Annotated in this window: 20 protein-coding genes and 1 pseudogene; 7 read left to right on the forward strand and 14 right to left on the reverse strand. The window is 65.5% G+C overall.

Going from position 1 to position 23,924, the window contains the following annotated elements; translation table 11 throughout:
* The first annotated feature begins 180 nt into the window (after positions 1-180).
* Entirely contained in the window at positions 181-1,023 is an 843-nt protein-coding gene (locus tag WHZ77_RS13975; protein WP_375314158.1) for a hypothetical protein, read from the forward strand.
* Between the two features lie 63 nt (positions 1,024-1,086).
* On the opposite strand, the gene WHZ77_RS13980 is transcribed toward WHZ77_RS13975, so the two are convergent.
* The 4 genes from WHZ77_RS13980 to WHZ77_RS13995 form a co-directional block, all read right to left on the reverse strand.
* Positions 1,087-2,298 carry an ABC transporter substrate-binding protein gene (locus tag WHZ77_RS13980; RefSeq protein ID WP_375314159.1) on the reverse strand — a complete coding sequence of 404 codons (1,212 nt, stop codon included), beginning with the start codon at positions 2,296-2,298 and terminating at the stop codon, positions 1,087-1,089.
* A gap of 46 nt (positions 2,299-2,344) precedes the next feature.
* A complete protein-coding gene (locus WHZ77_RS13985) occupies positions 2,345-3,196 on the reverse strand; it encodes a fumarylacetoacetate hydrolase family protein (protein ID WP_375314160.1) in 852 nt (283 codons plus the stop codon).
* Between the two features lie 19 nt (positions 3,197-3,215).
* Complete coding sequence (locus WHZ77_RS13990; protein ID WP_375314161.1) at positions 3,216-4,727, reverse strand: bifunctional 3-(3-hydroxy-phenyl)propionate/3-hydroxycinnamic acid hydroxylase; 1,512 nt, start codon at positions 4,725-4,727, stop codon at positions 3,216-3,218.
* A gap of 74 nt (positions 4,728-4,801) precedes the next feature.
* Positions 4,802-5,593 (reverse strand): DNA-binding transcriptional regulator, encoded by a 792-nt coding sequence (locus WHZ77_RS13995; RefSeq protein ID WP_375314162.1) that lies wholly within the window; start codon positions 5,591-5,593, stop codon positions 4,802-4,804.
* Positions 5,594-5,751: 158 nt separating this feature from the next.
* Here WHZ77_RS13995 and WHZ77_RS14000 point away from each other — a divergent pair, with 158 nt between their 5' ends.
* Positions 5,752-6,735 carry a VOC family protein gene (locus WHZ77_RS14000; RefSeq protein WP_375314163.1) on the forward strand — a complete coding sequence of 328 codons (984 nt, stop codon included), beginning with the start codon at positions 5,752-5,754 and terminating at the stop codon, positions 6,733-6,735.
* 18 nt (positions 6,736-6,753) lie between these two features.
* On the opposite strand, the gene WHZ77_RS14005 is transcribed toward WHZ77_RS14000, so the two are convergent.
* Positions 6,754-7,416 carry a response regulator transcription factor gene (locus WHZ77_RS14005; protein WP_015685512.1) on the reverse strand — a complete coding sequence of 221 codons (663 nt, stop codon included), beginning with the start codon at positions 7,414-7,416 and terminating at the stop codon, positions 6,754-6,756.
* Positions 7,413-8,798 carry a histidine kinase gene (locus tag WHZ77_RS14010; protein WP_375314164.1) on the reverse strand — a complete coding sequence of 462 codons (1,386 nt, stop codon included), beginning with the start codon at positions 8,796-8,798 and terminating at the stop codon, positions 7,413-7,415. The genes WHZ77_RS14005 and WHZ77_RS14010 overlap by 4 nt, the downstream gene beginning before the upstream one ends.
* 192 nt (positions 8,799-8,990) lie before the next feature.
* Here WHZ77_RS14010 and WHZ77_RS14015 point away from each other — a divergent pair, with 192 nt between their 5' ends.
* Positions 8,991-9,866, forward strand: coding sequence for a DUF2380 domain-containing protein (locus WHZ77_RS14015; RefSeq protein ID WP_375314165.1), 876 nt, complete (start codon positions 8,991-8,993; stop codon positions 9,864-9,866).
* 12 nt (positions 9,867-9,878) lie between these two features.
* Here the strand turns inward: WHZ77_RS14015 and WHZ77_RS14020 are convergent, their stop codons facing one another.
* The 3 genes from WHZ77_RS14020 to WHZ77_RS14030 are packed head-to-tail and all read right to left on the reverse strand — an operon-like array spanning position 9,879 to position 12,916.
* Positions 9,879-10,910, reverse strand: a complete 1,032-nt coding sequence (locus tag WHZ77_RS14020) for an L-idonate 5-dehydrogenase (protein ID WP_375314166.1) — start codon at positions 10,908-10,910, stop codon at positions 9,879-9,881.
* Positions 10,911-10,936: 26 nt separating this feature from the next.
* Complete coding sequence (locus WHZ77_RS14025; RefSeq protein ID WP_375314167.1) at positions 10,937-11,704, reverse strand: SDR family oxidoreductase; 768 nt, start codon at positions 11,702-11,704, stop codon at positions 10,937-10,939.
* A gap of 12 nt (positions 11,705-11,716) precedes the next feature.
* Complete coding sequence (locus tag WHZ77_RS14030) at positions 11,717-12,916, reverse strand: mandelate racemase/muconate lactonizing enzyme family protein (RefSeq protein ID WP_375314168.1); 1,200 nt, start codon at positions 12,914-12,916, stop codon at positions 11,717-11,719.
* Positions 12,917-13,093: 177 nt separating this feature from the next.
* Here WHZ77_RS14030 and WHZ77_RS14035 point away from each other — a divergent pair, with 177 nt between their 5' ends.
* Together WHZ77_RS14035 and WHZ77_RS14040 are read left to right on the forward strand one after the other, a co-directional pair.
* Complete coding sequence (locus WHZ77_RS14035; protein ID WP_375314169.1) at positions 13,094-13,861, forward strand: GntR family transcriptional regulator; 768 nt, start codon at positions 13,094-13,096, stop codon at positions 13,859-13,861.
* A 27-nt stretch (positions 13,862-13,888) separates the two neighbouring features.
* A complete protein-coding gene (locus WHZ77_RS14040; protein ID WP_375314170.1) occupies positions 13,889-15,253 on the forward strand; it encodes an MFS transporter in 1,365 nt (454 codons plus the stop codon).
* Between the two features lie 51 nt (positions 15,254-15,304).
* Here the strand turns inward: WHZ77_RS14040 and WHZ77_RS14045 are convergent, their stop codons facing one another.
* From WHZ77_RS14045 to WHZ77_RS14065, 5 genes and pseudogenes are all read right to left on the reverse strand, one after another.
* Complete coding sequence (locus tag WHZ77_RS14045) at positions 15,305-15,541, reverse strand: hypothetical protein (protein WP_375314171.1); 237 nt, start codon at positions 15,539-15,541, stop codon at positions 15,305-15,307.
* A gap of 97 nt (positions 15,542-15,638) precedes the next feature.
* Positions 15,639-16,889, reverse strand: coding sequence for an arsenic transporter (locus tag WHZ77_RS14050; RefSeq protein ID WP_375314172.1), 1,251 nt, complete (start codon positions 16,887-16,889; stop codon positions 15,639-15,641).
* A gap of 22 nt (positions 16,890-16,911) precedes the next feature.
* Positions 16,912-17,193: pseudogene (locus WHZ77_RS14055) on the reverse strand (MFS transporter); the annotation flags it as partial.
* 81 nt (positions 17,194-17,274) lie between these two features.
* Entirely contained in the window at positions 17,275-17,715 is a 441-nt protein-coding gene (locus WHZ77_RS14060; RefSeq protein WP_375314173.1) for an EamA family transporter, read from the reverse strand.
* A 195-nt stretch (positions 17,716-17,910) separates the two neighbouring features.
* Positions 17,911-20,388, reverse strand: a complete 2,478-nt coding sequence (locus tag WHZ77_RS14065; protein ID WP_375314174.1) for a PAS domain S-box protein — start codon at positions 20,386-20,388, stop codon at positions 17,911-17,913.
* A 221-nt stretch (positions 20,389-20,609) separates the two neighbouring features.
* Here WHZ77_RS14065 and WHZ77_RS14070 point away from each other — a divergent pair, with 221 nt between their 5' ends.
* Entirely contained in the window at positions 20,610-21,716 is a 1,107-nt protein-coding gene (locus tag WHZ77_RS14070; protein ID WP_375314175.1) for a putative zinc-binding metallopeptidase, read from the forward strand.
* A 173-nt stretch (positions 21,717-21,889) separates the two neighbouring features.
* The gene (locus tag WHZ77_RS14075; RefSeq protein ID WP_375314176.1) at positions 21,890-23,905 is read left to right on the forward strand and encodes an acetyl-CoA carboxylase biotin carboxylase subunit; all 2,016 of its coding nucleotides are present in this window, start codon (positions 21,890-21,892) and stop codon (positions 23,903-23,905) included.
* Positions 23,906-23,924: the final 19 nt, after the last annotated feature.

Here is a 23,924-nt window from a genome sequence, read left to right on the forward strand (position 1 = left end):
GTCCAATAAATTCCAGTAATGTGCTTGCATCGTCCAATATGTGGACAGAGCTGCGTGTCTCCGGCGCAGACAAAAGATGCGCGGAAAGCGCCCCGCACACAGAATTTTGTCGTGATTGCATGGCCTGTTGTGACAGGATTATTGCGAAGACGTGTCACGTCGATTACAGCGGAGCGATTCATGTTGCAGTGGCAGGCGCGGTCCAATCCTCTCGCATGGTGGTGGGGGTCCCTGACGCTTGTGAGCAACGTCAACATCCTGGTCTGGTTCATGCTGTACCGGGAGTTCTACCAGCCGATCGGCGGCAACTTCGCCGTGCCGTCGGGGATGGGCGTGATGCTGGTGCTCTGCGCAGGTTATGTCTTCGGCTGCGCCTTCCGTTCGTTCCTGCCGCGCGCTGACGTGCAGCGCATCTGCCTGTTCGACACCTGGCTCTCCAGCGTGTTCGTCGGCCGCACCGTGGCGACCGTCGCCGAAGTGTGCTTCGCCGCGCAATGGGCCATCATCCTGTATCAGCTCGGCGGCATGGCCGGTGCCGAGACCACGGTGAACATCGCGCTCGTGATCGTGCCCGTGATCATCATCGCGGAGTGCTTTTCCTGGTACGCGGTCGTGACCACCAACTATCTCTACAACGCGATCGAGAATTCGCTGTGGGCGGTGACCTTCTTCCTCGTCGGGATCGCGCTGTGCCGCCTGATGCCGGAATTCCAGGGCGTGGTGCGCTGGGCGCTGATGTCAGGCATCTTTGGCATCGCCTGCTTCCTCGCCTTCCTCGTCACTGTCGACGTGCCGATGTATCTCAGCCGCTGGCGGGCAGGGCATGCCGAGGGCGGTAGATTCCTGGGCTTCCTCGAAGGCCTGCATGACGTCTCGACGCGCTGGGTGGTGACCCACGACATCGCGCACTGGAAGGGCGAGTTGACCTGGATGTTCCTGTATTTCAGCGCCGCCGTGTGGTCGAGCCTTGCGCTTTGCGCGCTCTACGCCATGGAAGGCTATCTCACGCGCTATCTGGCCTGAGCGTCTACTTTTGACGCGTTTTCTTGACGCGAACCGGTATCCACTTCGCTCGAAAACGCTTTGCTATTTGCCGACCAGGTTGCACTTGCTGCGGTCGAGCGGCCGGAACGCCTGGTCGGGCGGGATGGTCGCGACCAGTTTGACGAAATCCCAGGGACCTCTGGACTCTTCCGGCGTCTTGACCTGCACCAGATAGAGATCGTGCACCATGCGCTGGTCCTCGCGGATGCGGCCGTTGGTGGTGTAGGCGTCCGAGACCGGCGTCGCCTTCATCTTCGCCATCACGGCCGCGCTGTCGTCCGAGTCGGTGTCCTTGACGGACTGCAGATAGTGGCGCACCGCGGAATAGACGCCGGCCTGGATCTGCGACGGCATCGCCTTGCGTCGGGCATAGAATGCGTCGGAGAATTTCCGCGCCGCCGGCGAGACGTCCTCGAAGAACGAGGTGACGATGAGATCGCCGCGCGTGGCTTTCAGCCCGACCGCCTCGATATCGACATTCTGGAACGACATCGGCACGATCTTCATGCCCTGCGCGGCAAGACCGAATTCCTCAGCCTGCTTGATCGCGGTGGCGTTGTCACCGGCGACATTGATCGCGAGGATCTTGGCGCCGGAGGACTGCGCCTGGAGCAGGAACGAGCTGTAGTCAGGCGTGCCGAGCTGCGCCTTGACGCCGCCCGCGACCTTGCCGCCGAGCTCAATGATACGGGCGCGCGCGGTTGCCTCGATCGAATGGCCGAAGGCATAGTCGCCGGTGATGAAGAACCACGGTTCCTTGCTGGTCTGCATGATGCCGGAGACGACCGCGGTCGCGGTGGAATAGGCGTCCTGGGTCCATTGCACGCTGGTCGGCGCGCAGGCTTCGTCGGTGAGCTGGTTGGCGCCGGCACCGGAGACGAGGAAGATTTTGCCGTTGCCGCGCACCAGCTCCTGCACCGCGAGCGCCGCGCCGGAGCTACCGCCGTCCGCGATCGCCTGCACGCCGTCGCTGAACCACTTTCGCGCCAGCGAGGCGGCGAGGTCCGGCTTGTTTTGGTGATCGGCCTGCAGGATCTCGATCGGCTTGCCGTTGATCTTGCCGCCGAACTCCTCTGCCGCCATCCGCGCCGCCTCGAACGAGCCCGGGCCCATGGCGGTCGCGAAAATGCCGTTCATGTCGGTGAGGACGCCGACGCGGATGGCATCGCCCTTGATCTCGGCGCGCGCGGTGGTGCCTGCGAGCGCCAGCGTGACCAGCAGGACGGCGGTCGATGTGGTGCGGAGTGTGGCCATGGCGTTTCCCGATTTTGTTGTGGTTGCGATTGATCGGCGTCGAAGGTCAGGCCGGTTCGGCGACGACCTTGTTGCGCAGGATTCCGATGCCGGAGATTTCGACCTCGACGGTGTCGCCGGGGTGCATCCACAGCGGCGGTGTGCGCTTGGCGCCGACCCCGCCGGGCGTCCCTGTCACGATGACGTCGCCGGGGACGAGCGGGCAGATCGTCGAGATGTAGGCGATCAGCTCGGGGATGGCGGTGATCAAGAGGTCCGTGGTGGTGTCCTGCACCACGGTGCCGTTCAGCCGCGTCTGCAAGGTGAGCTTTGACGGATCGGGGATCTCGTCCGCCGTCACCAGCCATGGACCGAAGCTGCCGCTCTCCGCAAAAGTCTTGCCGGAGAGGAACTGGCTGGTGTGGCGCTGCCAGTCGCGGATGCTGCCTTCATTGTAGCAGGAATAGCCGGCGATGTGGTCGAGCGCGCGGCCTGCGGGGATGTGGCGGCCTTCCTTGCCGATGACGAGCGCCAGCTCGCCTTCATAATCGAAATCGTCGCTCACCTTCGGCTTCACGATCGGCTGGAGATGGCCCACTTGGCTGCAGGGAAAGCGCACGAACAGCGCCGGCTTCTCGGTGACCGTGCGTCCGGTTTCGGCGACGTGGTCGCGATAGTTGAGGCCGACGCAGATGATCTTGCCGGGATCGGGGATGACAGGTGCGAAGGCGATCTTGTCGAGCGGATGATCCGGGGCCGTGGATGCGACAAGCTTGGCCGCCTCGGCAATGCGGCCAGATTCGAGCAACTGCCGCAGCGTAGTGCAGGGCGCCATGCGCGTGCCGAGATCGACGATTCCGTCGTCCTTGACGGCTCCGAAGGAGGCGCGTTCGCCGGCAATGAAAGAGAGCAGCTTCATGAGATGTCCTGGTGTTCGGTCAGGCCGCGGACGGCGCTTGGTTTGAAGAAATTTGGGTTGGAGGCGTGATGGCGGCGATGAGCCGGTCGAGATCGGTGTCGTCGCGCGCAGTGCCGCGGACATAACGGTCGGGGCGAACCAGCGCGGCGATGATGCCGTGCGCGCGGAGCCAGGGTCCGACGCCGTCGGCATCGTTGGCGGCCAGGATCTTGATTCCTGCCCGCGGAACAGCGTGACGCGCGGCGCTGTCGATGAGCAGCACGTGGTCGTAGCCGATCGCGTCGTCGCCGCGGCGACCGTCCTTCATGTCGAATTGCGGCGCGAGATGGCCGGCCAGTCGCAGGTCGCCGAGCGCGAGCCCGGAGCCGAGCAGGGGCTTCTTCACCTCGAGCTTGACCGGCGCATTCTCGCGGGCTTGCCCGGCGGCAAGGCCGGCCTCGATCGCCTTGGTGTTGATGACGCCGCCGAGGCGGATGGCGAGTTCGATGAACTCGCGCACATGCGGCTGGCGCTCGCTCTGATAGGTATCGAGCAGCTCAGGCGAGGCGCCGTCGCGGATGATCGCGGCCAGCTTCCAGGCAAGGTTGGCGGCATCGCGGATGCCGGCGCACATGCCCTGGCCGAGGAAAGGCGGGGTCTGGTGCGCGGAATCGCCCGCCAGCAACAGCCGTTCATTTCGCCACTGCTGCGCGATGACGGAATGAAACGTGTAGACCGCGGCGCGCTCGATCTCGGCATCGTCGGGGGTGATCCAGCGCGACAGCAGCTCCCAGACCTGTGCCGGCTGCGCCACCTCCTGGGAGTCCTCATTGGGGAGGACCGTGATCTCCCAGCGCCGCCGCGTGCCGGTGCCGCGGACATAGGTCGCCGGCCGCCTGGGATCGCAATGCTGGAGACTGTAGTCGCCGAGATCGTCGCGCGCGCGCTTCAGCAGCACGTCGATCACCAGCCAGCGCTCGTGAAAGCCGAGATCGTCCATGCCGGAGCCGATGAAGCGGCGGACCAGCGAGCGGGCGCCGTCGCAGCCGACGACATAGGCCGCGCGGACCTCGCTGAGCTTTCCGCTCGAGAGGTCCTCGTAGCGGACGCGCACGCCGGTCTCGTCCTGGTCCAGCGCGAACACGTCGCAGCGATTGCGCAAGGTAACATGCGGCCAGCGCGAAAGGCCGGCGATCAGCACGTCCTCCAGATCGGGCTGGTGGAAGCGATAGCTGAGATTCCACCCCATCGGCGTCAGCGTCTGCGGCCGCGACCAGTCCAGCAGCATCCGGCCGTCCGCGTCGAGGAACAGCATGCCGGGGCTGAGGATGACATGCGGCAGGACGGCGTCGGCGAGACCAATGGTCTGGAACACGCGCATGCATTCGTCGTCGAAATGCACCGCGCGCGGCAAATGCCAGGTTCGCGCCTCGCGCTCCAGCACCAGGGTGCGCACGCCGCAGAGGCCGAGCAGGTTGGCCAACGTGGCGCCGACCGGGCCGCGGCCGACGATGACGACATCAAACTCTTCGGGGGCGGATTTATCTTGCATGGGGCTATCTCTTCCCCAAGCCGCGCCGCAGCATCAACGCCGCCGCGCCAAGTGTCCGCCCAGCGGACGGACCCCTAAACCTCGACCGGAATGGCGGCGGCCGTCTCCTGAAGCTGGTTGGCAAACTGCGCCACCGCCTCTTCGAGCCCGAGGGCCGAGCGGATCCAGATGATGGAGATGCAACCGAACACCACACCGCTGCGCACGATCGGAACGGCGATCGAGGCGGTCTTCGGATTGTATTCGCCCTCGCTGCGGATCGCGTAACCCCGCGCTTGCGCCTCCGCGATCATGCGGTCGAGGCGGGCTTTGTCGAGAAAGGGGCGGTCGTCGGCCTCGTCGATCCGGCGCAGATGACCGACGATCAGGTCGCGCTCGCGCGCCGGGCAGGCGGCGAGATAGGCGCGGCCCGCGGACGTCCGCAGCATCGGCAGGCGCTTGCCGATCATGCCGCGGTCGATCGAAAGCGGGCTGCGCGAATGGGTGGTCTCCTGCACCACCATCGCGGCGTTCTCGTAAGTCGACAGATCGACCGGCCAGACCAGGGTCTTGCTGAGTTCGGCGAGAAAAGGCGCGGCCGCCTGGCAGATCACCACGCCGGGGTCGTAACCGTCGCCGAGACTGAGCGCGAGCCGCGTGACGCGAAAGCGATCGTCGCTGGCGCTGCGCGCGACATAACCGAGTTCCTCCAGCGTCTCGAGCAGGCGGTAGACGGTCGGGCGCGGCAGGTCGAGCGCGCGCGCGACGTCGCCGGCGCGAATGCCACCGGAGCGGTTGATCTCCTGCAGCACGTCCAGCCCGCGCTTGAAGGCGCGGACGCCCTCCGACTGCCGCGGCCGATCGGCACGCGTCCGCTCCTTGGACACTTCGCATTTCCTCCCTTGTGCCGCGTCGCCTCGCGACTATCGTCGTTGCAAACGCGAAGCGATTGCGGAGGCCACCGTAGGAGCGTGCGCGGCCGGTATCAAGTTCGCCGCACTGCAGCGGATGCGATGCCTCAATGCGATTCCTTGGGAGGAATTCGATGGAGATCACCGCGCTCGGCTATGTCGGGATCAACTCGACCCAGCTCGATCAGTGGGGCCGGATGGCGACCGGACTGCTCGGCATGCAGCAGGTCGATCGCGGCGGCAAGATGCGTGCGTTCCGCATGGACGATCGCAAGCAGCGGTTGATCGTCGACGGCCGCAGCGATGCCGGGCTCGCGGTGATGGGATGGGAAGTGCCCTCGACCGCCGAGCTCGACCGTCTCGCCGGCCGCCTGGAAAGCCACGGCGTGAAGGTGACGCGCGGCTCGTGTGCGCTCGCCGACGAGCGCCATGTCGCCGAACTGATCATGTTCGCGGACCCCGCCGGCAACCGGCTCGAGGCCTTCTGCAAGCCGGAGCTCGCGAGCGAACCCTTCAAGCCGGGACGCCCGATCTCGGGTTTCCGCACCGGCGCGCTCGGCATGGGCCATGTCGTACTCAACGTCGAGGACGTCGAGCCGCTGCTGCCGTTCTACCGCGATGTGCTCGGCTTCCACGTCTCCGACTTTGGCCTGAAGCCCTATGGGCTTTATTTCTTCCACGTCAACGGCCGGCACCACAGCTTTGCGATGGTCGGCTCGGGACGAAAGGCGCTGCACCATTTCATGGTCGAGCTCGGCAGCCTCGACGATGTCGGGCAGGGCTACGACCTCGCGCAGATGGACGATGGCCGCGTTGCCTATACGCTGGGCCGGCACACCAACGATCACATGACGTCGTTCTACGTGAACACGCCGTCGGGTTTCTTCATCGAGTATGGCTGGGGTGCGCGCGTGATCGATCCCGAGACCTGGCAGCCGCACGAGACTTTTGACGGGCCGTCGCTGTGGGGCCACGAGCGGCTTCACATGCCCGAAGAGCAACGCAAACGCCTGCGCGACATGCGGCTGGATGCGGCCGCGCGCGGCGTGCGCGTCGCTGATCCGCGCGTGCCGCCGCTGAACTGTGCGTGGCTCGATCAGGTGGTTGCGCGCGAATGATCTGCCGCTGCGAAGCGATCAGGCCTCGCCGAGATCGACCTGCGTCAACAGTCCCTGACGCAGCGCCAGCCGGACCAGCTCGATGTCGGAGCCGACGCCGAGCTTGTCCTTGATCAGCGAATGCAGATTCGCCACCGTCTTCGGGCTGACGTGGAGGGTCTCGGCGATCTCGTCGGTCGTCTTTTCGGCCAGCAGCAGCCGCAGTACCTCGAATTCGCGCGGCGTGAGCACGTCGGCGGCCGAGCTTTCGCCGGCAAGGCGGCTGAGCGCAAGCTCGTGGTCGATGTCGGGGCTGATGGCGATCCTGCCGGCGAGCACGTCCATCACCGCGCGCACCAGCGTCTCCGGCGGGCTCATCTTGGTGACATAACCCCTCGCGCCGGCGCGGATCGCCTGCACGGCGAATCCGGCATTCTGGTGCATGGTGAAGACCAGGATCCTTGCCGCCTTGTCCCATTGCCGGATGCGTCTGACGGCCTCGATGCCGCCGATCCCGGGCATGCTCAGATCCATGATGACGAGGTCGGGTGCCTCGGACTTGAACAGGCGATAGGCCTCGGCGCCGTCGGCGGCTTCGGCGATGACGCGAAGTCCCGGCTGCTTCTGGAGCACCGAGCGATAACCCTCGCGGACGACGGAATGGTCGTCGACCAGCAGAATCGTCGCGTCGGCCGCGCTCATGCCGCGCGCTCCAGCACCGGCTGATCGGCGGTCGAGATCGGAATGACGACGCGCAGCGCGGAGCCTCCGTTGGGGCCGGTCTCAAAGCTCAACTGGCCGCGCAAGGCTGCGACGCGCTCGCGCATGCCGAGCAGGCCCATTCCGGATTTCGCGGCGGGGTCGTTTGAACGTCCGTCGTCGTCGATCGAAAGCGCGATCTCGCCGGCCCGCACCGCCAGTTCGAGGCTGACCCGCGTGGCGCCGGCATGCTTGGCGGCGTTGGTGAGTGCTTCCTGCACGATGCGGTACAGGTTGTCGCTGATCGCGGCCGGCAGGGTCTCGAACGCGCCGTCGAACCGGATCGAAAAACGCGTCTCGCCGCGGCTGCGCCCGTTCCAGCCCGCAACGAGGCCTTCGAGGCTGGCGACAAGTCCGAGTTCTTCGACGTCAGGCGGGCGCAGCCGGAACAGCGTGCCACGCAGCGTCTCCATCATCCCGGTGGCGGTCCGCGCGATGGCGTCGCATTCAGAGAGCAGGGAAGGGCACTCCTGCGCCGCAGTCGTACGGGCGGATGAGGCGAGCGCGCGGATGGCGGCCAGCGACTGGCCGAACTCGTCGTGCAACTCGCGGGCCAGATGGCGGCGCTCCTCGTCCTGAAGCGCGATCAGCTTCCGCGTCAGTTCTGCGCGCTCGGCCAGTGCGGTGTCGAGGCTTTCGGCGAGATGGTTGAAGACGTCGCGGATGGCGGACAGCTCGGCGAGATCGAACGGCGGCAGCCGCGCGCTGAGATCGTTGGCGGCGATCCGTTCGAGCCCGTTGCGGATCATGCGGGTCGGGCGCAGCGCGCGGGCGAGCACGGCATAGACCAGCGCGCACAACAGCGGCAACGCGATTGCCAGCGCGATCATCAGGCGGCCGGCCTCGTGCCAGGCCTCCGCCGTCTGCACGGCCGGATCGACCGAGACCACGACCTCGCCGAGCTTCGTACCGCGCACTATCACCGGCCGTGCCGCCTCGCGGCCGGGGTCGAACATGCCGGCATAGAAGGCCGCGAAAGCCTGCGGTGGCAGGTCCGCAGGACTGGGCGCGCCACTGCAGAACCGCTGGAGCATGGCGCCGCTCGTGCCGCGAAATGCCAGACACAGGCCGGGCGTCATCACGTAGGCTGAAACCGGGTCGAGGTTCGGAAAGTCCGAGCGCGGGCTCGCCACCCACTGGATCTTGCCCTGTTGCAGCTCCAGCGTCTTGGCCACGATGGCGGCGATCCCGTCGATCCGCGCATGCGCCGCGCGGTCAGCCGTGACAAGGAAGTAGGCGGAGATCGCGGCGAAGCAGGCAGCCGATATGGCGGCCACGCGCAACGTCAGACGGACCTTGAGATCGAATCTCGGGCGGTTCCACATCGGCGGGCACCTGGTGCGAGCGGGTTTGTCGCCCCCGCATTAAACGGCAGAACGGAAGCGGCGGAAAGCGCGACGCCATACCGCGGTGCAGCGTCGTGAAATTTTCCCGGCGCTCGCCGGGACGGGCACGGCTGCATGACGCCAATCCATGGTCCAGATATGCGGGGCCGCTCCATCATGCGAGGCCTGATCATGCATCTTTCCCGGTCGATCCTCTCTGCGCTTCTCCTCATCGTCTTCCCGGCGGCTTATTCCCCGGCGGGGGCCGAGGCCGCCATCGGCGTTGCCATGGACGACTTCAGCTATACCGATACGTCGGCCGAGCCGGCCAACCAGACCGTCGCCCACGAGCGGCGGCTGTCCGCGTTCATGGCCGCGCTCAGGCGGGATATCGGCGCGGACGGCCGCTACAGGCCCGTGGCGTCGGCCCAGGACGGCGCGGCGTTCAAGGTCATCGGCGGCATCCAGAAGACGAGCACCCTGGTGCAATGGGCCAAGGTCGCCGTGATCGACGTCGGCGCCAAGAAGCTGGTGATGGACAAGCTCTACACCTTCCGCGGCGACAATGATGAATCATGGGAGCGCGCCGAGATGTTCGTGTCGCGCGAAATCATGGCTGCGCTCGCCACACCCGCACCGGTCGTGCTGGCGGTGTTTGAATTCGAGCTCGAGGACACCACCGCCGCTTCAGTGGGCGCTTCAGCGACGTCGGATGCGTCGTACCTGGCCGAAGTCACCGCAAGCGTTCGCGAAGCGCTGGGCCGGTCCGGCCGCTATCGGCTGGTCGATGTCGCTGGCGCGAACGAGCAGGCCGTGAAGGCGCGCGCCTTGCGCGACTGCGACGGCTGCGAGACCGCGATCGCGCAGAAGCTCGGCGCGGATCAGTCGCTGATCGGCGTGGTGCGGCGGGTCAGCCGTACCGAATACACGCTCGGCTTCCAGGTGCGCGATGCCAAGACCGGCGCGGTGCTGGCGCGCGGCGACAGCGGCCTGCGCCTCGGCGCGGACTATTCGTGGAAGCGCGGCGCCGTGCGGCTGGTCAGCGAACGGCTGGTCGAGACGAGGTAGCGCCGACTTGGCTCAGAACGTGAGTTGCACCTTCATCGACTGCGAGCGGTCGCTGGCCAGCTCGAACGCCGCGACCGCGTTCTCGAACGGCATCGTCGCCGTGATCAGCGGCTTCACGTCGATCAGGCCTTCGCCCATCAGCCGCACCGCGAGCTCGAATTCGGGATCGAACCGGAAGGTGCCGCGCAGTTGCAATTCCTTGGCGACGATGGAATTGATCGGCAGCGTCATCTCGCCGCCGAGGCCGAGCTGCACCAGTATGGCGCCGGGCCGGAGCACGTCGAGCGCGGCGCGGAGCGCGGTCTGGTTGCCGGAGGCTTCGAACAGCGTGTCGAACACGCCCTTGCCGGCGCGCCAGGGATCGAGCGCGGCGGCGTCGGTCGCGACATTGATGGCGTGCGTGGCGCCGAGCTTCCTGGCGACCGCCAGCGGCGCGTCGGCGACATCGGTCACCACGATCTCGAACGCGCCGCCGAAGCGCGCCACCAGAATCATCAGTGCACCGATCGGGCCGCAGCCGGTGATCAGCACGCGCTTGCCGAGCAGGGGGCCGGCCTGCTTGCCGGCATGCAGGCACACCGCGAGCGGCTCGGCGACCGCGGCTTCGGCCAGCGAGAGCTTGTCCGCGATCGGCACGGCCTGCGTCGCATCGACGGTGAGGTATTCGCGAAAGCCGCCTTGCACATGGGGAAAGCGCATCGCGCTGCCGAGGAAGCGCATGTCGAGGCACTGGTTGCGCATGCCCTCCTGGCAATGCAGGCATTGGCCGCACGGTTTGCTCGGATTGACCGCGACCCGCGTGCCTGGTTTTACGCTGGTGACGCCGTCACCGACGGCCGCAACCACGCCGGCGATCTCGTGCCCCAGCGCCATCGGCTGCTGGATGCGGACGACGCCGAAGCCGCCGTGATGGTAGTAGTGCAGGTCGGAGCCGCAGATGCCGCCGTTGGCGATCTTGACGCGGACCTCGCCCGGGCCGGGTGCCGGATCGGGGTAGCTGTCGATCCGCAGATCCCTGGGGGCGTGAATGACGACGGCGCGCATGGCGTGCTCCCTGAAAGTCTTCGCGATTACATCGCGGCGATCATGCCGCCATCGACATAGATGATCTGGCCGTTGACATAGGTCGAGGCGTCCGACGCGAGGAAGATCGCCGCGCCGACCAGCTCATCCGGCTTGCCCCAGCGCTTGCTGGGGATGCGGCCCATCAGCCAATTGTTGAAATCGGTGTTGTTGACCAGCGCCTCGTTCATGTCGGTCAGCATGTAGCCGGGGCCGATCGCGTTGGCCGTGATGCCGTGCTGGGCCCATTCAACCGCCATCGAGCGGGTCAGGTTCTTGATGCCGCCCTTGGCGGCTGTGTAGGGCGCGATGGTCGGGCGCGCCAGCTCGCTGCCGAGCGAGCCGATATTGATGATCTTGCCGTGCTTGCGCGGGATCATGCGCTTGGCCGCCTCGCGGCCGATCACGAAGGCGCTGGTGAGGTTGGTCTCGATCACCTTGCGCCATTCGTCGGTGGTGAACTCCACCAGCGGCTTGCGGTGCTGGATGCCGGCATTGTTGACGAGAATGTCAACGGCAATGCCTTGTCTGTCGAAATTCTCGAACGCGGCGACGATCGCGGGTTCGTCGGTGACGTTGAACGCGGCGCCTTCGGCCTGATGACCGGCGGCACAAAACTCGGCAACGGCCTGTTCGACGCGCTTGGGATCGACGCCGTTGATGATGATCCTCGCTCCGGCCTTTGCCATGCCCTCGGCAATGGCGCGGCCAAGGCCGCGGGAGGAGCCGGTGACGAGTGCGGTGCGGCCGGAGAGGTCGAACAAAGCGGTGCTCATCTCAAATGATCCTCAGACGTTGGAGCGGCGCACGGTGAGATCGCTGCGATCGAACACCGCGGGCAGGAGGTCGACGCCGAGGCCGGGTCCTTCCATCGGATAGACAAAACCGTCCTTGATCGTTGGCATCGTGGTCACGAGCTCATTGTACCAGCCCTTGTAGAAGGCGCGCACCGATTCCTGGATCAGCGTGTTGGGCTGGCTGAACGACATGTGGATGGCGGCGATGAAGCCGATCGGGCCGATGCAATCGTGCGGCGCGAAGGGCCGGTGATAGGTCTCGGCCATCGCCGCGATCTTGCGGCCCTCGGTGAGGCCGCCGGTCCAGCACAGATCGGCCATCACCACATGCATGGCGTCGCGGTCGAGCATGTCCTTGTAGGGGAAGCGCGAGCCCAGCGTCTCGCTGGCGCAGACCCAAACGTCGGTCGAGCGCGCATATTCGGCCAGCGCCTGCGGCGAGTTCATGCGGATCGGGTCTTCGTACCAGGTCGGCTTGTAGGGCTCGAGCGCGCGCGCGATCTGCTTGGCGGTCGGCAGGTTCCAGAGCGAGTGGAGCTCGACCATGATCTCCATCTTGTCGCCGACGGCCTTGCGGATTTTTTCGAACGGCTCGATCGCCTGCTTCATCTGGGCTGCGGTGATATAGAGGCCCTTGTTCTCCTGCGCGGCCGGATCGAACGGCCAGATCTTCATCGCCGAGATGCCGCTTTCCAGCAGGCTTTCGGCCAGTGCATCGGCGTGGTTCATGAAGCCGTCGAGATCTTCGTACGGTCCCTTGGACGCACCGAGATTCCAGTTCGACACCGGGCTGATATTGGTCGAGCGGACGTATTGCGTGCCGGCGCAGGTGTTGTAGATGCGCTGCTTGTCGCGGCAGAGGCCGCCGAGCATTTGGTGCACCGGCTGATTGCAGACCTTGCCGAACAGGTCCCACAGCGCGATGTCGATTGCGGAGGCCGCGCGATATTCGACGCCGGTCGAGGACTGCGCCATCGGCAGGTTCAGCATGTCGCGATGGATGGCTTCGATGTGCAGGGGATTGCGGCCGAGCAGGCGGCCGGCAAAGGTGTCGTGGATCTGCGCTTCGACCGCGCCCGCGCCGTAGAAGGTCTCGCCGAGACCGATCATCCCCGTGTCGGTGTGAACGCGCACCCAGATGACGTTGGAGAATTCCTCGGTACGCAGCGTCTCGATCGACGTGATCTTCACGGCAATTGTCCTCCCGTCACAGGCGCCTCGCGCCCGTCGTCTCATTTTGCATTGCAGCATGTTGCAGATGGCGCCGAAGTCTTACCCCTGCTTGTAATATATCACAACATGTTTTAAGGCTGCGACAAAGAGGGCGCCATCCAGCAACGAGAGCGCGGGCTGACGGGAGAGAACGACATGGCAAAGCGCAAGCGCGCGCTCGAGGTGGTGAGAAACGACGAAGACGGCGAGGGCAAGCCCTCGCGGCGCAACCGACTCAACTTCTTCGAGCTGGCCTACCTGAAGATCGAAGAGCTCCTCGTCCACTGTGAGCTCAAGCCCGGACAATTCATGACGATGCTGGAATTGCAGCACATCACCGGCTTCGGGCGCACGCCTGTGCATCACGCGGTGAATCGTCTCTCCGCCGACACGCTCATCATCATCCGTCCGCGTCACGGCCTGCACATCGCGCCGATCGATCTCGCCCGCGAGCGCATGCTGCTGGCCTTGCGCCGCGACATGGAGCGCTTCGTCGTCCGGCTTGCGGCCGATCGCGCCAGCCTGTCGCATCGCAATCAGGCGCTGCACATCGAGCGCGTCCTGCGCGAGCGCCATGCCGGCCTGACCCTCGACGAATTCAACAGCATCGACCGCCGCATCGACGCATTGGTGCTGGAAGCCGCGGGCGAGCCATTCCTGGTGCATACGCTGCGGCCGCTGCACACGCTGTACCGCCGCATCGGCTACATCCACCACCGCTTCATGCCGGGACAGGCCGAGCTGTCGGGCACGATCGATCGCCACCTCGCCATCCTCAGCGCGGTTGCCGGCCGCCATGTCGAGGACGCCGTGAAGGCGAGCGATGCGCTGATCGACTACATGGACCAGATGTTCACGGGCATGGAGGCGGGGATCGATCCGCGCCTGCTCGATTGCAGCATCGAGCCGCTGCTGGGCGCGTAGAAAGTTTGGAAGAAAGGACCCAAGAAAATGTCAACGATGGCGATGCCACAACCGACCGCGAGCGAAGCCGCGGTCCGCTACCTCATCACGAACTACAGTCCCAAGGGTAACAAGGTCGGCTGGCTGATGATGGCCTCGATCCTGGTCGAGGCGTGGGACCTCTATTCGATCGCTTTCGTGCTGATCTTCATCAAGGAGCAGTACAATCCTGATCCCTTGATGTTGGGCCTTGCCGCCGCCGGTACGCAGGGCGGCGCCCTGATCGGCGCGCTGCTCGGCGGCTGGCTCTCCGACAAGATCGGCCGCCGCGTGATGTTCCTGGTCACGATGGTGATGTTCATCGTGCTGGCGCTGGCGCAGGCCTTCGTGCCGAACGTGACATGGCTGATCGTGATCCGCTTCCTGCTCGGCATCCCGCTCGGCTCGGATATTTCGACCGGCTACACCTACATCATGGAATCCATGGCCAAGGGTGAGCGCGAGGTCATGGGCAACCGCTGGCAGTTCATGTTCGCGGTCGGCGAGGTGCTTACGATCGGCGTCATCGTGATCTTCCTGCTCCTCGACATCCACCACGAGACGCTGTGGCGCGTGACGCTCGGCCTCGGCGCGGTGCCGGCGCTGATCATCCTGATCATGCGGCACGACGTGCCGGAGACGGCGGTGTGGCTGGTGCAGAAGGGCCGGTACCGCGAGGCCAAGAAGGTCGCGCGCGAGATGTTCAACGACGATCTCGCCATGCTGCCGGATCAGGACGTGGTGATGCCGAAGGTCTCTACCAGCGCCTTCATCGCCGATCTCAGGAAGGATCCGATCCGCTGGCGCGCCACGATCTACGGCTGGATCGCCTGCTTCGTGCAAGCCAGCGAGTTCTCGACCTTCGCGTTCTATCTGCCGGTGCTCTTTGTCATGGTCGGCGTGTCGAGCATTCTGGGCATCAATCTGGTGACGATGGCGCTATTCTCCTTCGCCGCATTGTCGGGCTGGGTCGGTCCGCTGCTGACGCCGAAGATCGGCCACCGCGGCATCTCGATCGCAGGCTTCTCGATCGTGCTGGTCTCGCTGCTGGTCGCGGCGTTCGCGCTCTACACCGACAACAAGATCCTGCTGCCGTTCGCAGCCGCGGCCATGTTGTGGGGCCATTACTGGGACGCGTCGAACTGCATGACGATCCCGACCATGGTCGCCAAGCCGAAGTACCGCGGCACCGCCAGCGGCTTCGCCTACATGTTCGTGAAACTGCCGTCGTTCCTGGCGATCTTCCTGTTCCCGACGGTGTTCGCCGCAATCGGGCAGGCCAATGCAACGCTGATGGTCGCGATCTTCCCGCTGATCGGATTGCTCGCCGCAATCTTCATCCTGCCGGAAGTCTACGGCTACGAGAACGACTGACGATGCAAGATACCCCGATCGCGGCCGTCACGGCCGCGATCGGTCTTCCTGCTACGGGCTCAGGAAGACGGGATCGATCCCGGTGCCATGGCTGAGCAAGCCGATCGCCTGAAGCTGGGCGCTGTGCAGGTCGATTTGCACGATCGCGAACAGGGTCAGCAGCACCACGACCGAGACGATCAGCAGGGGATGGGACATCTCCGCGCGGCCCTGGTCGGGCGCGGTGAAGCTCTGCAACGAGCGGCGCAGGGAGAAGCTCTGCGGCAATGCCTTCGACTGGATCTGCACGATGGACCTCCTTGCCGCGCGATATCGGTCTGCGCGACAATTTGAAGTATAGGTCCGCGGCTGCCGGCGACATTGATGCGCCGCAAATTGCGCGCGATTACCGGATGGCGGCGGCCAGCGCGGCGATCAAAGCAGGCGGCGTCACCAGCAGGCCGAGCTTGAGGAACGGCCAGGCGCCGACCTCGATCTTCTCCCGCCGCAGCGCGACCAGCCACAGGATGGTGGCGAGCGAGCCCGTCACCGAGAGATTGGGTCCGAGATCGACGCCCATCAGGATGGCGCTGACGACGGGCGCGGGCAGATGATCGCTGGCGGCGACGGAGCCGGCGACGAGGCCGACGGGAAGATTGTTGGCGATGTTGGTGGCGACACCCGTCGCGATGCCCACGCTCCAGGCCGCCTTCGGGATCGATTGGGCGACGGCCTCGTTGAGCAGCGCGCTGAGCTGCCCGATCACGCCGGTCTTCACCAGCGTCTCCACCATGACGAAGAGCCCACCGACCAGCGGCAGCACGCTCCAGGACACGCCGCGCAGCACGGGCAGGGGCGATTGCCGGCTGACGAGCAGCACGATCGCAGCCGTGACCACGCCGCAAATGAAGGTCGGCAGGCCGAGCTGCTTGTCGAGCGCGGAGGCTGTGACCAGCACGACGCCGATGGCGACGATGCCAAGCGCGGTCAACTTGCCGCCGCGGCCGAGTTTCGAGTGCGGCACGCTGCGCGCGATCGTCTCTTCCTTCAGCGCGCGGTGCTGGGTCAGGCGCAGCATGATGTAGGTCAGCAAAATTGAGGCCGCCGACGGTAGTGCGAACAGGCGCAGCCATTCTGTCAGCTGCGGCATACGGGCGCCGAACACGACGAGATTGGCCGGATTGGAGATCGGCAGCACGAAGCTCGCGGCGTTGGCGATGAAGGCGCAGACGAACAGATAAGGCAGCGGCTTGGCGCCGGCGGCGCGCGTCGCGGCGTAGACGGCGGGCGTCAGCACGATCGCGGTGGCATCGTTCGAGAGCAGCACGGTCACGACCGTGCCGACGATATAGATCAGCAGGAACAGCCGCTGCGGCGAGCCGGCCGCATATTCGACCGCGAGCGCGGCGAGATAGTCGAACAGGCCTTCGAGCCGCGCCAGCTCGGCGATCAGCATCATGCCGATCAGGAAGAGATAGACGTCGACGCCTTTCTCGATGCCGACGAGCGCATCCTGCCACGACAGGAATCCGAGCAGCACGAGCACTGCTGCGCCGAGCACGGCCCAGATCGCCTCGGGCAGGGATAGGGGGCGGATGATCACGCCTGCGGTCGCGGCGACGATGATGCTCCAGGCCCAGATGGCGTCAGACGGCACGTTCAGTCCTCGTGGAACGGATTCATTCGGCAGCGATAGCGGATGCGGACGCCGCTGTCTTCCCCCGCGGTCGCGGACCGCCATCTGCGATTGGCCGCGTTTCGGGCAGGGCAAGCAGGCAGACGACGGCGCCGAAGGCGGCCACCGCGCCGAGCGTGATGAACGCCGCGCTGTAACCGGCGCCGACCACGACGAAGCCGGCGAGCGTGGTCGACAGTGCGGCCCCGATGCTCTGGGCGGTGATGACCGCCCCGAGGAAGAAATTGGCCGCATCCAGCGCACGGCCGGCCCGCCTTGCCTGATCGGGGTTTTCACGCGACATCGGTCTCTCGATCGAGGCTGGAAGCCCCGGCAGAAATCGATCTCACGCCCGCTTTGTTCCACCTCAGAACTTCACCGCCAGCAGCACCGCCCCGGCACCGATCATGGCGATCCCGACCCAGCCCTGCGCGGTCGGACGCTCGCCGAGAAAGGCGAAAGCGAACAGTGCGACCAGCACGACGCTGAGCTTGTCGATCGGCGCCACCAGCGTGGCGGGACCGAGCTTCAGGGCTCGAAAATAGCACAGCCAGGACGCGCCGGTCGCTAGTCCCGACAGCACCAGGAACAGCCAGGTCCTTGACGAGACCGCCGAGGGCGCCGCGAACTGGCCGGTGAAGAACAGCAGCACGGAGAAGCCGAGCAGCACCACGATGGTGCGGATGAAGGTGGCCAGATCCGGATTGATGTTCTCGACACCGACCTTGGCGAAGATCGCGGTGAGCGCCGCAAAGCAGGCCGAGAGCAGCGCCCAGCTCTGCCAGGCGGAGAAGAGGGCGGGTTTCATAGGTGTGTTGCTTTCGTCTGGTCGTTCGCACTCCGCCGTCGTCCCGGACAAGCGAAGCGCAGATCCGGGACCCATAACGCGGAAGCTATCTTGGGGTACATACGTCGTCGTTCTTTGCCAAGACGATCCTGTGGCTATGGATCCCGGATCGGCGCGCCGCTTGTCCGGGACGATAGCGGAGTGCGTGGCTCACATTTACCTTGCCACCGACAGCTTTTCGCTGATTGCCTTGCGCAGGATCCGCGATAGCGACTCCACCGAATACGGCTTCTGGATCAGCTCGAAGCCGCGATGGGCGTTTTCGGCGAGCACGTTGCTGTAGCCGGAGGTGAGCACGACCGGGAGACCCGGATAGCGCTCGCGGATGATGCCAGCGAGCTCGACGCCGTTCATGCCGGGCATGATGACGTCGGAGAAGACGAGGTCGACGGCGAATTCATTCTCGCCGAGGATGGCAAGCGCGGCGTTGGCATTGGCAACGCGGCGGACGACATAGCCGAGATCTTCCAGCAGCTCGGTCGAGAACTGGCCGACATCGTCATTGTCCTCGACCACCAGCACGCGATAGCCGCGCCCCGTCGTGGCGGCCTCGCTGGTCAGTGCCGCGGCTTCCTTCTCGGCGGCAGGGCTCTGCGCCTGCGGCAGGTAGATCGTGAAGGTCGCGCCCTTGCCCTGCGTGCTCGTCACCGCGATGTCGCCCTCGGACTGCTTTGCGAAACCGAACGCCTGGCTGAGGCCGAGGCCGGTGCCTTTGCCGACTTCCTTGGTGGTGAAGAACGGCTCGAAGATGGCTTCGATATTTTCAGGCGCGATGCCGCTGCCGGTATCCGCGACGGAGATGGCGACATAGTCGCCGCCGCGCGCCGACTGTGCGCGAAGCCCCGGTATGCCATCGACCTTGCGCACGGCGATGGTGAGGCAGCCTTCGCCGTCCATGGCGTCGCGGGCGTTGATGGCGAGGTTGATCAGTGCGGTCTCGAATTGCGCGATATCGGCGACGGTGAAGCAATCGGCATCGTCGATCTCGACGACGATCTCGATGCGGCCGCCGACCAGGGGGCGGACCAGCTGCGCCACACCTTCGACCTGGGTGCCGACGTTGAAGATCTGCGGCTTCAGGGGCTGCCGGCGCGCGAAAGCCAGAAGCTGCGCGGTCAGCTTGGAGGCACGCTCGACGGTGTCGGAGATGGCATCGACATAGCGGCGGCGGCGCTCCTCCGGCAGCTCGCGCCGGCGCAGGAAGTCGGTTGCCGAACGGATGATGGTGAGGAGGTTGTTGAAATCGTGTGCGACGCCGCCGGTGAGCTGGCCGATCGCCTCCATCTTCTGAGACTGGCGCAGCGCTTCCTCGCCGCGTCTGCGTTCGGTGATGTCGACCAGTTCCGGGACCGCGCCGGTGATGTTGCCGTGGCGATCGAGCACCGGGCGCATGCCGAACTCGAAATCGCGCTCGCCGACCGGAAGCCGCAATCGCATCTCCATCCGCACCGCTTCGCCTTTCAGCACGGTGTCGAAGGCCTTGCGCACGACGGCGCTCATGCCCTCGGTGGTCCTGAACCAGGGCGTGTCCCAGAACGGCTTGCCGATCACATCAGCGGAGCTCGCCTTGATGCCGTCGAGCGCGGTCTTGTTGGCATAGAGCACTTCGCCCTTGAGATTGACCAGGCCCTGGTACTGGTTGCTGGTTCCCAGGATCGCGCGCAGCCGCGCCTCGTTGGATTCGAGCTCGGCGGTGCGCTCGGCGATGCGTTCCTCCAGCGTCTCGTTGAGCTGGCGCAGCTCGATCTCGGCCTGCTTGGCGGCGGTGATGTCGTGGGCGACGCCGATGAAGCCGATATGCTTGCCGGTCGGATCCCAGCGCGGCTGCGATTCCGAGCGCAGCCAGCGCCACTCCCCTCTGGCGTCCTTGTAGCGCGCCTCCAGCACGAACGGTTTGAGCGAGGCTTCGCCCTGGACCGATTGCTGCAGCACATGCGGCAGATCGTCGGGATGCAGCACCTTGCGCCAGTCGAAGACGATGGCTTCGTCATAGGGCAGCCCGACGAAGTCGACATAGGCCTGGTTGGCGAAGGAGCGCGTGCGGTCGAGTTTGGTGACCCAGATCGGCACCGGCGCGCTGTCGGCGATCAGCCGAAAACGCTCCTCGCTTTCGCGCAGCGTCTCGCGCACCAGCATCTGGTCGGTGATGTCGATATGGGCGCCGACGAGGCGGATTGCGCGCCGGTTGCTGTCGCGCTCGATCTTGGCGACAACGCGGATCCAGCGGGTCTCGCCGTCGCTGGGGCGGATGATGCGGTATTCGGCTGTGTAGTCCTCGCTGGTCCCGGCGAGCGCCTCAAGGAAATGCTTGACGGTCACGTCGCGGTCATAAGGGTGAATGCGGCTGACCCAGTCCTCGTGCGACTCGTCGGCGGCATCCGCCGGCAGCCCGTGGATCATCAGATATTCCGGCGAGCGGCGGTTCTTGAAGCCCTCGCGGAAGTCGACCTCGAGGCCGCCGACCTTGGCGATGCGCTGAATGCGTGCCAGCTCGGCCTCGCGCTCCTGGAGCGCACGATAGGCGTTGTCGCGCTCACGCGCGATTTCCTCGAGGTGCTGGCGCAGCCCTTCGGCGGCGGTGGTGTCGGGCGAAGAATCGTTCAAGGCGTCGGCCGTTGTGATGCGAGAGCGCACGTGCCGGATCGATATTCACACAGACAAAGCGTGATAGCCATTGCTCAAAGGGGATCAATTGTCGGAAAGGACCGCGGCCAGCCTGAACGCGGTAAAGTCCGCTTGGCCAACGCCGGGTCTGGCTATTTGTTCCTGATATTGGAACGATGCGTCCGCGGACGCGTCTTTGCGAGGCGCCAAAACTCTCATTGATAAAACTCTGTTTCCGAAGAGGCTAAATCTTGAAGCTCTTTGTCTGCCAGTCCTGCGGCAACGTCCTCTATTTCGAGAACCGCGCCTGCGAACGCTGCGGCCACCGTGTCGCCTTCCTGCCGGAACGGGAGACGATGTCGGCGCTCGAGCCCGACGGGGAGGGCTGGGCCACGCTTGCCGACAAGGGGCGGGGGCGGATGCTGTGCCGGAACGCGGAGTATGATTCCTGCAACTGGCTCACCGACGCGGACGACAGCACCGGCTATTGCCGCGCCTGCCGCCACAACGGCATCGTGCCTGACCTCTCCGACCCCGCGCAGCTCGTCGGCTGGCGCGAGCTGGAGGTGGCCAAGCACCGCCTGTTCTATTCCCTGATCCGCTGGAAGCTGCCGCTCCAGACCCGTCAGGCAAACCCCGAGCACGGCCTCATCTTCAACTTCCTCGCCGACGATCCGAGCAGCGGTCAAAAAATCCTGACCGGGCATGACAACGGCCTGATCACGATCGCGCTCACCGAGACGGACGCCATTGAGCGCGAGCGGCGCAGGCTGGAGATGGGGGAGCCCTATCGGACGCTGCTCGGGCATTTCCGCCACGAGGTCGGACATTATTTCTGGGACGTGCTGGTGCGTGACGGCGGCAAGCTGGACGACTGCCGTGCCGTGTTCGGCGACGATTCGGTCGATTACGGCCTGGCCTTGCAGCGCCATTATGCCGAAGGCGCGCCGGCGGACTGGCAGCAGAACTACGTCTCGGCTTATGCCACGACCCACCCCTGGGAAGACTTCGCCGAAACCTGGGCGCACTACCTCCACATCGTCGATACCCTGGAAATGGCCTCGGAGTTCGGCATGGAGGTTCGGCCCAAGGTCGACCGCGACGGGGAGTTGACGGCGCGCATTCGTTTCAATCCCTACGAGGCCCGGGACGTCGAGGCGATCGTCAACGCATGGCTGCCCTTCACCTTCGCCATGAACAGCGTCAACCGCGCCATGGGTATGCGCGACCTCTATCCCTTCATCCTGTCGCCGGCCGTGGTCGCCAAACTCGGCTTCATCCATGGCCTGGTCCGGGACGTGGCCCAGGGAACGCCCAAAGCCACGTCGACGGAGATGCCCAAGCCCGGGAAGCCGTAAGTCGCCCAAGGGCTTGCCGGGCAGGCTTCGGTCTTGCGCTGGTACGCCAGAGGAGCCGGATTTAGACCGTTGCCTCCGGCCTATTTTGATGTACCACGGGGGGCACACGGCCCGTCCGAACGGCCCCAGCGGCCAGGGAAGGGTCCCGCCCAAGGTCGAGATTCAAGAAAAGCATGTTCAAGAAGATCCTGATCGCCAATCGCGGCGAAATCGCCTGCCGGGTCATCAAGACCGCGCGCCGCATGGGAATTCAGACGGTTGCGGTCTATTCCGAGGCCGACCGCGATGCGCTCCATGTCGAGATGGCCGATGAGGCCGTGCTGATCGGGCCGCCCGCCGCGGCCGAGAGCTATCTGGTGATCGAGAAGATCGTCGAGGCCTGCCGCAAGACGGGCGCCGAGGCCGTGCATCCCGGCTACGGCTTCTTGTCCGAGCGCGAGGCATTTCCGCGCGCCCTTGAAGCGGCCGGCATCGTCTTCATCGGTCCCAACCCGGGCGCGATCGCCGCGATGGGCGACAAGATCGAATCCAAGAAGGCCGCCGCCAAGGCCAAGGTCTCGACCGTGCCGGGTTATCTCGGCGTCATCGAGGACGACAAGCACGCGGTCAAGATCGCCGACGAGATCGGCTATCCCGTGATGATCAAGGCCTCCGCCGGCGGTGGCGGCAAGGGCATGCGCATCGCGCATTCGACAGCCGAGGTCGCCGAGGGGTTCAATCTCGCCAAGGCGGAAGCGAAAGCTTCGTTCGGCGACGACCGCGTCTTCATCGAAAAGTTCATCGTAGATCCCCGCCACATCGAGATCCAGGTGCTGGGCGACAAGCACGGCAACGTCATCTATCTCGGCGAGCGCGAATGCTCGATCCAGCGCCGCAACCAGAAGGTCATCGAGGAAGCGCCGTCGCCGCTGCTCGATGAGGCCACCCGCCGCAAGATGGGTGAGCAGTCCGTCGCACTGGCCAAGGCCGTGAATTACGACTCCGCCGGCACCGTCGAGTTCGTCGCGGGGCAGGACAAGAGCTTCTACTTCCTGGAGATGAACACGCGCCTCCAGGTCGAGCATCCCGTCACCGAGCTCGTCACCGGCGTCGATCTCGTCGAGCAGATGATCCGCGTGGCCGCCGGCGAGAAGCTCGCGCTAACGCAGAAGGATGTCACGCTCAAGGGATGGGCCGTGGAATCGCGCCTCTACGCCGAGGATCCTTTCCGCAACTTCCTGCCCTCGATCGGGCGCCTGGTGAAATACCGTCCGCCGGCGGAAGTCAGCAAGGACGGCATCACCGTCCGCAACGACACCGGCGTGCAGGAGGGCGGCGAGATCTCGATCCACTACGATCCGATGATCGCCAAGCTCGTCACCCATGCGCCGTCGCGCGCCGCTGCGATCGAGGCGCAGGCGACCGCGCTGGACTCGTTCTATGTCGACGGCATCAGGCACAACATCCCGTTCCTGTCCGCGCTGATGCATCATCCGCGCTGGCGCGAGGGCAATCTGTCGACCGGCTTCATCGCCGAGGAGTTTCCCAAGGGCTTTGCCGTGCGCGTGCCGGAAGGCGAGGTCGCGCGGCGCATCGCGGCGGTCGGCGCTGCCATCGATCACGTGCTCGGCGAGCGCAAGCGGCAGATCTCCGGCCAAATGGGCGGCCGTGTCGTGCAGCGCGAGCGGCGCCGCGCGGTCTGGCTCGACCGCCAGGAGATATTGCTCGAGGTCGCCCGCGAGGGCGAGGCGATCGCGATCCGCTTCGTTGACCATGATGGCAAGACCGGCGATGCACATCTGTTGCAGTCCGCATGGAAGCCGGGCGATCCGGTCTGGCAGGGCACCATCGACGGTCATGTCGTCGCGGTGCAGACACGTCCGATCGCCAACGGCATTCGCCTCGCCCATCAGGGCGTCGAGGTCCCGGTCTATGTCTGGACCGAAGCGGAAGCCGCGTCCGCCCGGCTGATGCCGGTGACGACGGCCTCCGACACCGGCAAGAAGCTGCTGTGCCCGATGCCCGGGCTCATCGTCTCGATCGCGGTGACCGAGGGGCAGGAGATCAAGGCCGGCGAGACGCTCGCGGTGGTCGAGGCCATGAAGATGCAGAACGTGCTCCGCGCCGAGCAGGACGGCACCGTGAAGAAAATCCACGCCAGCGCGGGCGCGACGCTCGCGGTGGACGCGCTGATCCTGGAGTTTGCGTAAGTCGCTCCAGAGCACAACA

This window comes from Bradyrhizobium sp. A5 (assembly GCF_042076515.1).
GTDB lineage: Bacteria > Pseudomonadota > Alphaproteobacteria > Rhizobiales > Xanthobacteraceae > Bradyrhizobium > Bradyrhizobium cosmicum.